Source organism: Alistipes shahii WAL 8301 (genome assembly GCF_025145845.1).
Lineage (GTDB): Bacteria > Bacteroidota > Bacteroidia > Bacteroidales > Rikenellaceae > Alistipes > Alistipes shahii.
Genome location: NZ_CP102253.1, coordinates 3,689,103 through 3,700,200, shown reverse-complemented (window position 1 = coordinate 3,700,200; position 11,098 = coordinate 3,689,103). Strand labels below are relative to the sequence as shown.

Here is an 11,098-nt window from a genome sequence, read left to right as displayed (position 1 = left end):
GATTAGAAGGTCAGGTAATCGGCGATGGGACCCAGCGCCAGCGCGGGGAAGAACGAGAGGGCCGCAACGATGATGATGACGGCGAAGGTCATCAGCGAGAAGGTTCCCGTGTCGGTGCGGAGCGTGCCGGCGCTCTCGGGAATGCACTTCTTCGACGCCAGCAGTCCGGCTATGGCGACCTGTCCCACGATCGGGAAGTAGCGGCCCATGATCAGGGCGATGCCCGTCGAGATGTTCCAGAACGGCGTGTTGTCGGCCAGTCCCTCGAATCCCGAGCCGTTGTTGGCCGCCGAGGAGGTGTATTCGTAGAGCATTTCGCTCAATCCGTGGAACGAGGGGTTGTTCAGCCACCCTATTTCGGGGTTCGCGGCGGCCACGGCGGCCGAGATGCCCGTGCCGACGAGGATCAGGAAGGGATGCAGCAGCACGACCAGCGTGGCGATCTTCATCTCGCGCGCCTCGACTTTCCGGCCGAGGAACTCCGGCGTGCGGCCCACCATCAGTCCGCTGATGAAGACGGCGATGATGAGGAATGCGAAATAGTTCATCCACCCTACTCCCACGCCGCCGAACCAGCAGTTGATCTGCATGTTGAGCATCTGGAGCATGCCGCTCAACGGGGTCTGCGAATCGTGCATCGAGTTGACCGAACCGTTCGACGTGACGGTGGTCGTCATGCCCCACATGGCCGATGCGGCCGAGCCGATGCGGATCTCCTTGCCCTCCATCGAACCGAGCTCCTGCGAGATGCCCATGCCGTCGATCTGCCGGCTGCCGCCCGTCTCCTGCCAGACGGAGAGGACGACGCCTGCGGTATAGGCCAGGAGCATCACGCCGAAAATCCATGTCGCGAGACTGCGTCGGCGCGTGTAGAACCCGAAGGCGAAGACCATCGCCATGGGCAGGATCAGGATCGACCAGCATTCGAGGATGTTGGTGAAGGCGTTGGGGTTTTCGAGCGGGTGCGCCGAGTTGGTTCCGAAGTAGCCGCCGCCGTTGGTTCCCAGCTGTTTGATGGGCACGATGGCTGCGGTGGGACCCTGCGAGATGACCTGCTCGGTGCCTTCGAGCGTCGTGAGCGTTTGCTTGCCGTCGAAGGACATCGGCGTGCCGTTGATGACGAGCAGGATGCCGACGGCGAGCGACAGCGGCAGCAGGATGCGCGTCACGCTCCGGGTGAGGAAGACCCAGAAGTTGCCGATGGTCTTCTTCGTTTTGCCCGCCAGCGCCTTCATCATTCCGGCCATGGCGGCCATGCCGCAGGCGGCGGTGACGAACTGGAAGAGCATGATGACGAACAGCTGCGTGAAGTAGGACAGGCCCGTCTCGCCGCTGTAATGCTGGAGGTTGCAGTTGACCATGAACGAGATGCAGGTGTTGAACGCCAGGTCGGGCGACTGTCCCGGGTTGCCGTCGGGGTTGAGCGGCAGCCAGCCCTGGAAGACCAGCAGCAGCATGCCCCAGAAGAACCAGAAGAGGTTGACCGTCAGGAGCGCTTTGAGGAACTGTTTCCAGTTCATCTCCACGGCCGGGTCGATGCCGCAGAAGCGGTAGATGGCCCGTTCGACGGGAGCCATGAAGTCGAGCCACGTGCGTTCGCCGCGGTAGACTTTGGCAATGTAACGCCCCAGCGGGTAGCAGAGCGTCACCAGAAGGGTCCATTGCAGGATTACGCCTGAAATTTCGGTATTCATCGGTTCAGAATTTTTCGGGTTTGACGAGCACGTACATTAGATAGACGAATCCGAGGATGCTCAGGATAAGGAGACTTGTAAACATAGGGCGTCAGATCTTTTCGAACCAATCCACACATTTGAAATAGAATCCGTAGCACAGCGCACCCAGGGCGCAGAGCAGCAGGAACAGCATGATTTCATTCATCTCTTCGTTTTTTTGAATTAGACATTTTTTCACGAACCCGCACAGCATCAGGTCCAGCAGCAGCATTGCGCCGCAGAAAATCAGTAGGAGGATAACGATTGCCATTTTGCCGTCGGGGTTTGTTGCCCGTAAGCATACGAAGGGGATGCCGGAATTTATGCTCCGGATTCAATGCGTTGACAGGCAGTTGTTTGCCGGATAGGTATGGGCGCCGAAAAAGAGGGCCGCCTTATCATTTTGATAGGGCGGCCCTCTCGGAATGAGACGGTGAGGGGCTTATTTCACCCCGTAGCCGTCGAGTTTGCGGTATAGCGTGGCGATGCCGATGCCCAGCAGGCGGGCGGCTTCGGCCTTGTTGCCCCGGGTGTGTTCCAGCACCCGGAGAATGTGGCGGCGTTCGAGGTCGTCGAGCGCCAGCGAATCGGGGTCGGCGGAGCCGGCCGCCGCGTGGAATTCGGGCGCGAGGCAGTCGGCCGTGAGCCGGTTGCCGTCGGCCATGATCATGCTGCGCTCCACGGCGTTGCGCAGTTCGCGGACGTTGCCGTGCCACGTGTGGCGTTCGAGAGCGGCGATGTAGTCGGCGTCGATCGAGTCGATGCGACGTCCCATTTTGTCGGCGAACTGCGCCGCGAAGACGCGGATATATCCGGCGATGTCGCCGGGCCGCTCGCGCAGCGAGGGAAGGTGGATGCGGAACACCGAGAGGCGGAAATAGAGGTCCTCGCGGAAATTCCCGGCGGCGATCTCCTTTTCGAGGTCGCGGTTCGTGGCGGCGATCAGGCGCACGTCAACCCGTGTGGGGCGTGTTTCGCCGATCTTGATGAATTCGCCGCTTTCGAGCACGCGGAGCAGTTTGGCCTGCAATTCGACGGGCATCTCCCCGATCTCGTCGAGGAATAGCGTGCCTTTGTCGGCCTCCTCGAAAAGGCCCTTCTTGTCCTTGGCGGCGCCCGTGAAACTGCCGGCCCGGTGGCCGAACAGTTCGCTTTCGAGCAGTTCGCGCGAGAAAGCCGAGCAGTTGATCGCCACGAAAGCCCCCTTCGCCCGGCGGCTGGCGTGGTGGATGGCTTGCGCGAAGACCTCCTTGCCGGTTCCCGTCTCGCCGGTGAGCAGCACCGAAGTGTCGGTGACGGCGACCTTGCGGGCCAGGTCCACGGCCCGGCGCAGGACCTCCGAGTCACCGACGATCCGGTCGAAGGAGTGCTCTTCGGAGAGCTTGTTCTCGATGCGGGTCAGCCGCCGCTGCATTTCGGCCTTTTCGGCGGCCCGGCTCAGCAGGGGCAGGATCTTGTTGTTGTCGTCGCCTTTGGTGATGTAGTCGAAGGCGCCGTTCTTGATGGCCTGCACACCGTCGGGGATATTGCCGTAGGCCGTCAGCAGGATCACTTCGGTGGCCGGAGCGGCCTCCTTGATGCGGCTGACCATCTCGACGCCGTTGCCGTCGGGCAGCTTGACGTCGCACAGCACCACGTCGGGGTCGTACCGGCGGAGCGTTTTCATCCCCGAAGAGCAGTCCGGAGCCTCGGCCACCTCGTAACCTTCCAGCCCGATGATCCGCGCCATCAGCCGCCGCAGCTGCTCTTCATCGTCGATGATCAGAATTTTCGCCATGTCGTTCGCTCGTTCCGTTCTTTCGGGCAAAGGTAAGACATTTTCGGCTTGCGCCGCTGCGGTATGACCGGATTTTGTTGTTTTTTGAATAGTTGCCGCCCCCGATTTCGGGCCGGAATCCCGCAGAACACCGTGCGCGATGCCTACTGTTACCTGTACGACCTCTACCCCACGCTTTGCGGCCTGGCGGGCATCGGGGTCCCGGCCACCGTGAAGGGAATTTCGCTGGAGGAGACCCGGAAAGCTGGACTGGAAGCAGGTGGTGCAGGTGAATTCCTGACGCCCGCAAGCCGCGGAAAATCCGAAAACGGGGAGCCTGGACAAAATGGCTCCCCGTTTCCGTTTTGAAAGCGGCTATATTTTAGTATCTTTGGGGCCGGAACGACAATTTTCAGTCGGAAGGCTCCGCCGAACCGGGTGTATCCGGTTTGACATCCGTCCGGCTCTTTACGATCTTTACTTCTCCCAAACATACGAAAGCCGATGTCAAAAATCTCATCAGCTGCATTTGCAGACACCAAACCGCACTACGACATACTCGACGGATTGCGCGGCGTAGCGGCGATCATGGTCGTCTGGTTCCATCTGTTCGAAGCCTATGCGACCAGCCATCTCGACCAGCGGATCAACCACGGCTATCTGGCCGTCGATTTTTTCTTCATACTTTCGGGTTTCGTCATCGGTTACGCCTACGACGACCGCTGGAAGAAAAAGATGTCGGTAAAGGATTTTCTCAAGCGGCGGTTGATCCGTCTGCATCCGATGGTCGTCATGGGGGCCGTGATCGGGGCCGTCATGTTCTATTTTCAGGGCTGTTCCGTCTGGGATGTCTCGGCGGTGTCCCTATCCATGCTGCTGACGGCCACGCTGCTGAACGCGCTGCTGATTCCGGCGACGCCCGGTTCCGAAATCAGAGGGCTGGGTGAAATGTATCCGCTCAACGGCCCGAGCTGGTCGCTGTTTTTCGAGTATATCGGCAATGTCCTCTACGCTCTCTTCATCCGTAAGCTTCCGACCCGGGCGCTTTCCGTGCTGGTGCTGCTCGCCGGCTGCGGGTTGGCGGCGTTCGCCGTCTGGGGACCCCTCGGCGACATCTGCGTCGGGTTCGCCATGGACGGGGACAACATGCTCGGCGGCTCTCTGCGCCTGCTGTTCGCCTTCTCGGCCGGACTGCTGCTTTCGCGTGTGTTCAAGCCCGTGCGGATTCGGGGCGCGTTCTGGATCTGCGCCCTGGCGATCGTGACGCTACTTTCCGTGCCGCGCATCGGGGGAAGCGAACATTTGTGGATGAACGGGCTGTACGACACCCTGTGCGCCGTAGTCCTCTTTCCGCTGCTCGTCTGTCTCGGGGCTTCGGGAAAGACGACGGACCGGGTGACGACCCGGGTCTGCAAATTTCTGGGGGATATTTCCTACCCGCTGTACATGGTGCACTACCCTTTCATCTACCTCTATTATGCCTGGGTCAAGAACGAAAACCTCACCTTCACGGAGTCCCTGCCCGGCGCCCTGGCGCTCGTCGCGGGTTCTGTGATATTGGCTTATCTCTGTCTGAAACTCTACGACGAGCCTGTGCGCCGGTTCCTGACCGACCGCTTTTTGCGCAGGGAGAAATAGACACTGTTTTTTAAGACCAAAAGAGGTGTGTGCAATGTTGACACACAGCTCTTAATATTTTATCTTTTTCATTTTCGCCAAAATTTACAGTTCCTTCACGATAAATCGGAATGACCGAGCGATTCGGAAATGATGGCAATATTCACTCCCGAACGCTTCAAGACCGTTGCGAACGTGTGCCGAGCGACATAGGTAGTCAGTTCGATTTTCAGCCCCAATAATCGGCTCCACTCGTGCAGGGCCTTGTTCACATGTTTCAGCACCTTGCGCACTCGGTCGTAAATCTGTTGCTCGGTCTTGTGTATGCGGCGGTCGAGTATCGGGAAAATATAATCCTCGTCCGCATGGTCGGATTTGGCGTATTTGCCGATAATCGCTTTCGACTGTTCCGAGAGGTGGCAGGTCATCTCCTTGCTGGTTTTGTGGCGGGCATAGTAGATTCTTTCCTCGTCCATATCGCAGTAGCGCAAGGTGGCGATGTCCTTAAAATTGATGCCTGCCGAGAGGTACGAAAACAGGAAAATGTCCCGTGCGAAATCCAGATAGGCCGAACCGTCGGCGGGTATCTCCGCTTGCATCAGCCGTTGCACCTCCTCCTTGCGGATGGCGCGTTTGCGGGTGGCTGTCCACAACCGTCCGATTTTGAATTGCAGAAACGGACTGTGCGGCGTGGTGAAAATCCCCTCGGCAAGAGCCTTGTTATAGACGGCTTTCAGAACGCTGAATTTCGTGGCTATCGAATTGCTCTTGTTCCCCTTTTTCATAAGGAACAGTTCGAAATCACGCAGGTAGCCAACCGTAATTTCGTCGAAACGGATATTGGTCGAGCGGAATTGTTGCAGGAGTGAAAACGTGACCTTGTGTTTCGATGCCGAGCCGATTTTACCCACCGATTCCAACTGTGTAATCGTGCGGCGGAAATATTCGGCTATCGTGCAATAAACCCTCCGTCCGTCGGTTTCCAGCACATTGTCCAGCGTTACGGGGACCTCCAACGCTTCGAGCCGTTTGATGCGCTTGTCGTATTTCTCGATTTGCTCGTAAATCCGTAGCTGAACGGCGGGATTTTGGGTTTTAAGCGTCTGGGTGTCGAAATCCCAATCGTCGGCAGGGATATTGATTCCCGTGCTTACATAACGGCTGCGGCGATTGACGGTAAAACGCAGGTAGATGTTCGTGGTGCGGTTTTGATTGATGCGGTCTTTTCTGCAAATGGCATTAATGCTGACACTCATAATGTTGCGGCATTATGCAGACAAGCGCGAACGGTGTTTTGCCGCCGTAAAACATGGTTAAACAAATGGTAAAACATTCTTCGGAAAACGGCGCAAAAAAGGCATTACGGGGAGTTTCATTTCGCACCCGTAAAAAGAAAAACGAGCGATAATTCATTGATTATCACTCGTTTTCGAAGAGCGGAAAACGGGACTCGGACCCGCGACCTCAACCTTGGCAAGGTTGCGCTCTACCAACTGAGCTATTTCCGCAAAAGCATGTTTCGTAATTGCGAGTGCAAAGGTAACTAAAAAATTCGAAACTCCAAATTTTTCCAATGTATTCTGCAATTTTTTTTACGATATGCCTGCCGCCGGGAGCTTCTACGGGAGCTTCTATTTGAATATCCGTATGCGCTCTTCCCAGGGCTTGAAACTCTTTTCCTGCGGCTCTCCGCCCGGCGCTCCGAACGGCATCTGGGCGATCAGCCGCCACGCTGCGGGCAGATCCCATCGTTCGCGCACCTCTTTGTCGATGAGCGGGTTGTAATGCTGGAGCGACGCGCCGAACCCGGCGTCTTCGAGCATCGTCCATACCGCCAGCTGGTGCATGGCCGAGGTGTGCTCCGACCAGATCGGGAAATTGTCCGCATAGGTCGGGAACTGTTCCTGCAGTTTCCGCACGACGGTCGTATCCTCGTAGTAGAGCACCGTGCCGTATCCCGATGCGAAACTGCGGTCGATCTTCTGCTCCGTGGCGACGAACGCCTCTGCGGGAACGATGGCTTGCAGGGTCCGTTTCACGATCTCCCAGAACGCTTTGTGCTGTTCGTGCAACAGGAGCACCAGCCGCGTCGACTGCGAGTTGAAGGCCGACGGGATGTGTCGTATCGCAAAATGAATGATTTCCTCGATCTTTGCGTCGTCGATCGGGGATTCGGGGGTCAGTTCATAATAACTGCGCCGGTGTTGCAGCGCGTCTTTCAAATTTCTCTCCATAGTCGTTGACATGTTATTGTATGCCCTTTTGCAAAAATAGCACAACTTTTGGAAAAATGTGCGGATTACAACGTGAAATAGTATCTTTGTAGCCATGAAAAACATGATCAAAACATTTTCCGCATTGGGCGCGCGCCTGCTCGGTTTCGGCGATGACGATGCGACGCGCGCGGTCATTGACTCCGCCTGCCGTGTCAACGGCTGGTTTACGCCCGCCGACATCCGTCGTGCGGTGCGCGCGATCGCCTGCGACATGCTGCAACGCGAAAAGCTCGAAGCGTGGCTGGCTGACTACCCTGCCCTTCCGGTTGCGGAGCCGCGGCGCGTGCTGGTCGTCATGGCCGGAAATATCCCGCTCGTCGGTTTTTTCGACCTGCTGTGCGTGCTTGTGAGCGGCCACGGCTGCCTCGTGAAGCCCTCCGCCAAGGATTCCGTGCTGATGGAACATGTCGTGGGGCTGCTGCGCGAAATCGACCCTTCCGCGCCGGTCCGCCTGTACGACGGAACGTCGCCCGTCGACGCCGTGATCGCCACCGGCAGCGACAACGCCAACCGCTATTTCCGGGCGCATTACGCCGGCATTCCCTCCCTGCTGCGGGGCAGCCGCCAGTCGGTAGCCGTGCTTTCGGGGCGCGAGACGCCGGAACAGCTTGCCGGACTGGCCGACGACATCTGGGCCTATTCCGGGCTGGGGTGTCGCAGCGTGTCGCTGATTTTCGCGCCGGAAGGATATGAACCTGCGCTTCAAATACCGCCTGTAAACGATAAATATATAAACAATTACAGGCAGCAGCGCGCCTTGCTGGAAATGCAGGGACGGCCGTTTGTCGATCTGGGATGCGCCGTGGCTGTCGAGCAATGCGCCTTTCCGGCGGCGTTGAGCCGGATCGCCTATGCGCATTACGCGACGTTGGACGAAGTGGCCGCATGGCTTGCCGGGCATGACGGTGAACTGCAATGCGTCGTCACCGGGTGTCTCCCCCACAGCCGCCGCGCCGGTTTCGGCTGCGCACAGTCTCCGGCCCTGACCGATTATCCCGACGACCGCGACGTTCTTGCGTGGCTTGCGGCGTTGGATTGACAAAAAGTGTTATATTTGGTGTCGTAACGAAACAATATTCTAAAAATACTACTGCAATGTCGATGGTTTTCCGATTCCGGATGTTGAGCGACGAAAACGATAATTTCGTGCGCGATTACGAGGCGATGTACGACATGACGCTGCTCGATTTCCATGATTTCATCCTTCAGTCGCTTGATTATGAGCCTTGTATGGCTTCGTTCTTCACGGCCGACGACCGCTGGGAGAAGCAACGCGAATTTACGAGCGTGGAGATGGACGACGGCTCCGGGGACGCTCCCGCGGCGATGGAGAGCGTAACGCTCGGCCAGGTCATCCACAACCGCCGCGACCGTCTGATCTATCTCTTCGACATGTTCGGCGACCGTGCTTATTTTCTGGAACTTACCGGAACCTTCGAGGCCGAGAAGGGCGCTTCCTATCCGCGTGAAATCTATGCGCAGGCCGCAGCTCCCGACCAGTACGATCCGTCGAAAACGCGCGCGGAGGACGATGACGGGTCGATTTTCGGCGAAGTGATGAGCGAATTCAGCGATTTCGAGGGCGACGATAATTACGACGATGAGTACTAAACGGCTGCTGGTCATCGTCGGGCCGACGGGTTCGGGCAAAACGGATTTGAGCATCCGTCTGGCCGGCCATTACGCCGCTCCGATCCTTTCGACCGATTCCCGGCAGGTTTACCGGGGGATGCCGATCGGCACGGCGCAGCCCACTTTCGATCAGCTTCAAGCGGTTGAGCATCATTTTATTGCCTCGCACGATATAAAGGATTACTTGAGTTGCGGGGAATACGAGGTGCAGGCCCTTGCGCGGCTCGAAAAACTTTTTGCCGGCCACGATTACGTCGTTGCCGTCGGCGGCGCGGGGCTGTATGTCCGGGCGTTGTGCGAAGGCATGGACGACCTGCCGCAGGCCGACGAATCGCTGCGCGAGGAGATGGATCGCTGGCTGGCGGAGGAGGGACTCGGAGCGCTTGCCGAGAAGCTCCGGGAGCTGGACCCGGAGTATTACCGGATTGTCGACCTCAACAATCCGGCGCGTGTCGTGCGGGCATTGGAGGTATGCCTTCAAACCGGCATGCCCTACTCCCGGCAGCGTACCGGCATACGGCGAGCGCGTCCGTTCGAAATCGTGAAAATCGGCGTCGACCTGCCGCGCGAGGAGCTTTACGACCGCATCAACCGCCGGGTGGACCGGATGCTTGCCGACGGTCTGGAAGCCGAGGCGCGGGCGCTGTACCCCTACCGGGAACTGAATGCGTTGCAGACGGTCGGCTACCGCGAGTTTTTCGATTACTTCGACGGGCGTATCGGCTATGACGAGGCCGTGGAGCTGATCAAACGCAATTCGCGCCGCTATGCCAAGCGGCAGCTCACCTGGTTCCGCCGCGATCCGGAAATCCGCTGGTTCCGGCCCGACGACGATGCGGCGATGATAAATTACATAGATTTTGGCAAATCGTAAATATTTTCGTACTTTTGCCGGCGTCTTTCGGCGAAAGACTGCGCCCGGATGGTGGAATCGGTAGACACGCCGGACTTAAAATCCTGTGGCCAGTAATGGCCGTGCCGGTTCGATCCCGGCTCCGGGTACAAGTAAAATCGCTTAATTTGTTGATTATGGCAAGTTAGGCGATTTTTTATTTTCGGATTTTCCCCGCATTTTCCCCACAGAGAAGAAATGGTTGTAATGTGAAAACCAAATGTTGGATATCCCTTTTGTTATTGTGTAACCTGTTGGTTGAATTAAAATAAAGCATATTTGATAATACAAATTTTGTCGATGATTGTAGAAGCTGAGGTATTGCAGCATGACCAAGCTCGATTTTAACGGCTGTACGGGTAAACAGCCCGTATGTCATACTAATCAAGAACTGGTTAAGTTGAGAAATCTTTTGATATGCTTTCTGGAACGATTGTAAGCTCATGAGAGTTGTTTCCGGTTCTTTTGGTTCAGTTGATACGGGACTTCAAGTTTGATATGAGCCATTTTGAAAAGGTCTTGTTGCATATCAATATTCAAGTACCATACGTGCCGAAATAATTTCTGAATATCAATCTTTTATACGATTGATACCCAATTTTACACCCGAAAAATGTAAAATTAGGTGTTGTATTTTCTCTATATCGAATCACACAGGCTAATGAATAAGGAAAGATCATTGAGCTTTCGGGTACTTTTTGGAAATGTCAAATGATTGGTATTTAATAATATGAGATTTGTATTTCGTATTTTGCATCCGCAATTTGTCTGCATTTCTTATGATGACAATGCATTTTTCATCTTTTTTCGTTATCTTTGGAGCCAATCATATAAAGAATAGTGCGAAAATACAAACGGAACATAGGTGCGGTATTGCTACTGGTACTCTTCGCATGGTACTGGAGTTCTGTTACGCTGTTTCCCCATGCTCACAATATCGACGGGCATATCTATGTTCACTCGCATCCTTTCTCCGGTACCTCGAATAATCCCGGCCACAGCCATACCCCGCAGCAGTTTCAACTGATCGCACACCTGTCGCTGCTGGTAATGATGGTGGCGACGCTCGTCGCATTCGCCTTACGGCTGCTGGGAGTTTCCTTCATTTTCAAAACGCAAAAACCGGCCGTCCGGCAGGACGCTCCGATCCGGATTTACGGGCTGCGTGCACCTCCCGTCTGCTGATACACATTCCATTCTGAACGGGACG

At 56.4% G+C, this 11,098-nt stretch carries 11 protein-coding genes and 2 tRNA genes; 6 read left to right on the top strand and 7 right to left on the bottom strand.

Annotated elements, in window-relative coordinates:
* Nucleotides 1-2 precede the first annotated feature (2 nt).
* The 4 genes from kdpA to NQ492_RS15685 form a co-directional block, all read right to left on the bottom strand.
* Nucleotides 3-1,694 (bottom strand): potassium-transporting ATPase subunit KdpA, encoded by a 1,692-nt coding sequence (gene kdpA, locus NQ492_RS15700; RefSeq protein ID WP_015546183.1) that lies wholly within the window; start codon nucleotides 1,692-1,694, stop codon nucleotides 3-5.
* Nucleotides 1,695-1,698: 4 nt separating this feature from the next.
* A complete protein-coding gene (locus NQ492_RS15695) occupies nucleotides 1,699-1,779 on the bottom strand; it encodes a potassium-transporting ATPase subunit F (RefSeq protein WP_015546182.1) in 81 nt (26 codons plus the stop codon).
* 6 nt (nucleotides 1,780-1,785) lie between these two features.
* Nucleotides 1,786-1,986, bottom strand: coding sequence for a hypothetical protein (locus tag NQ492_RS15690; RefSeq protein ID WP_044053998.1), 201 nt, complete (start codon nucleotides 1,984-1,986; stop codon nucleotides 1,786-1,788).
* A 171-nt stretch (nucleotides 1,987-2,157) separates the two neighbouring features.
* Nucleotides 2,158-3,492 carry a sigma-54-dependent transcriptional regulator gene (locus NQ492_RS15685; protein ID WP_015546180.1) on the bottom strand — a complete coding sequence of 445 codons (1,335 nt, stop codon included), beginning with the start codon at nucleotides 3,490-3,492 and terminating at the stop codon, nucleotides 2,158-2,160.
* 483 nt (nucleotides 3,493-3,975) lie between these two features.
* Between NQ492_RS15685 and NQ492_RS15680 the strand changes: the two genes are divergently transcribed.
* Nucleotides 3,976-5,109 (top strand): acyltransferase family protein, encoded by a 1,134-nt coding sequence (locus NQ492_RS15680; protein ID WP_022061629.1) that lies wholly within the window; start codon nucleotides 3,976-3,978, stop codon nucleotides 5,107-5,109.
* 95 nt (nucleotides 5,110-5,204) lie between these two features.
* Here NQ492_RS15680 and NQ492_RS15675 read toward each other — a convergent pair whose 3' ends face one another.
* From NQ492_RS15675 to NQ492_RS15665, 3 genes are all read right to left on the bottom strand, one after another.
* Nucleotides 5,205-6,344: a site-specific integrase gene (locus tag NQ492_RS15675; protein ID WP_015546179.1), complete on the bottom strand. Its 1,140-nt coding sequence runs from the start codon at nucleotides 6,342-6,344 to the stop codon at nucleotides 5,205-5,207.
* Between the two features lie 179 nt (nucleotides 6,345-6,523).
* Nucleotides 6,524-6,596: transfer RNA gene (locus NQ492_RS15670), tRNA-Gly, on the bottom strand.
* A 123-nt stretch (nucleotides 6,597-6,719) separates the two neighbouring features.
* Nucleotides 6,720-7,322 carry a nitroreductase family protein gene (locus NQ492_RS15665; RefSeq protein WP_015546178.1) on the bottom strand — a complete coding sequence of 201 codons (603 nt, stop codon included), beginning with the start codon at nucleotides 7,320-7,322 and terminating at the stop codon, nucleotides 6,720-6,722.
* 94 nt (nucleotides 7,323-7,416) lie between these two features.
* On the opposite strand from NQ492_RS15665, the gene NQ492_RS15660 reads away from it, so the two are divergent.
* The 5 genes from NQ492_RS15660 (at nucleotide 7,417) to NQ492_RS15640 (ending at nucleotide 11,073) form a co-directional block, all read left to right on the top strand.
* Complete coding sequence (locus tag NQ492_RS15660; RefSeq protein ID WP_015546177.1) at nucleotides 7,417-8,403, top strand: acyl-CoA reductase; 987 nt, start codon at nucleotides 7,417-7,419, stop codon at nucleotides 8,401-8,403.
* A 56-nt stretch (nucleotides 8,404-8,459) separates the two neighbouring features.
* Entirely contained in the window at nucleotides 8,460-8,975 is a 516-nt protein-coding gene (locus tag NQ492_RS15655; RefSeq protein ID WP_015546176.1) for an IS1096 element passenger TnpR family protein, read from the top strand.
* On the top strand, nucleotides 8,965-9,870 hold the full coding sequence (gene miaA / locus NQ492_RS15650; protein WP_015546175.1) for a tRNA (adenosine(37)-N6)-dimethylallyltransferase MiaA: 906 nt from the start codon (nucleotides 8,965-8,967) through the stop codon (nucleotides 9,868-9,870). Before NQ492_RS15655 ends, miaA begins: the two co-directional genes overlap by 11 nt.
* A gap of 42 nt (nucleotides 9,871-9,912) precedes the next feature.
* Nucleotides 9,913-9,998 (top strand) — tRNA-Leu (locus NQ492_RS15645).
* Nucleotides 9,999-10,761: 763 nt separating this feature from the next.
* Nucleotides 10,762-11,073 (top strand): hypothetical protein, encoded by a 312-nt coding sequence (locus tag NQ492_RS15640; RefSeq protein ID WP_227042872.1) that lies wholly within the window; start codon nucleotides 10,762-10,764, stop codon nucleotides 11,071-11,073.
* Nucleotides 11,074-11,098: the final 25 nt, after the last annotated feature.

What these genes read in the sequence shown, in the direction of transcription:
- kdpA (WP_015546183.1), bottom strand. Translation starts at nt 1,694, where the DNA reads ATGAATACCGAAATTTCAGGCGTAATCCTGCAATGGACCCTTCTGGTG.
- NQ492_RS15695 (WP_015546182.1), bottom strand. Translation starts at nt 1,779, where the DNA reads ATGTTTACAAGTCTCCTTATCCTGAGCATCCTCGGATTCGTCTATCTA.
- NQ492_RS15690 (WP_044053998.1), bottom strand. Translation starts at nt 1,986, where the DNA reads ATGGCAATCGTTATCCTCCTACTGATTTTCTGCGGCGCAATGCTGCTG.
- NQ492_RS15685 (WP_015546180.1), bottom strand. Translation starts at nt 3,492, where the DNA reads ATGGCGAAAATTCTGATCATCGACGATGAAGAGCAGCTGCGGCGGCTG.
- NQ492_RS15680 (WP_022061629.1), top strand. Translation starts at nt 3,976, where the DNA reads ATGTCAAAAATCTCATCAGCTGCATTTGCAGACACCAAACCGCACTAC.
- NQ492_RS15675 (WP_015546179.1), bottom strand. Translation starts at nt 6,344, where the DNA reads ATGAGTGTCAGCATTAATGCCATTTGCAGAAAAGACCGCATCAATCAA.
- NQ492_RS15665 (WP_015546178.1), bottom strand. Translation starts at nt 7,322, where the DNA reads ATGGAGAGAAATTTGAAAGACGCGCTGCAACACCGGCGCAGTTATTAT.
- NQ492_RS15660 (WP_015546177.1), top strand. Translation starts at nt 7,417, where the DNA reads ATGAAAAACATGATCAAAACATTTTCCGCATTGGGCGCGCGCCTGCTC.
- NQ492_RS15655 (WP_015546176.1), top strand. Translation starts at nt 8,460, where the DNA reads ATGTCGATGGTTTTCCGATTCCGGATGTTGAGCGACGAAAACGATAAT.
- miaA (WP_015546175.1), top strand. Translation starts at nt 8,965, where the DNA reads ATGAGTACTAAACGGCTGCTGGTCATCGTCGGGCCGACGGGTTCGGGC.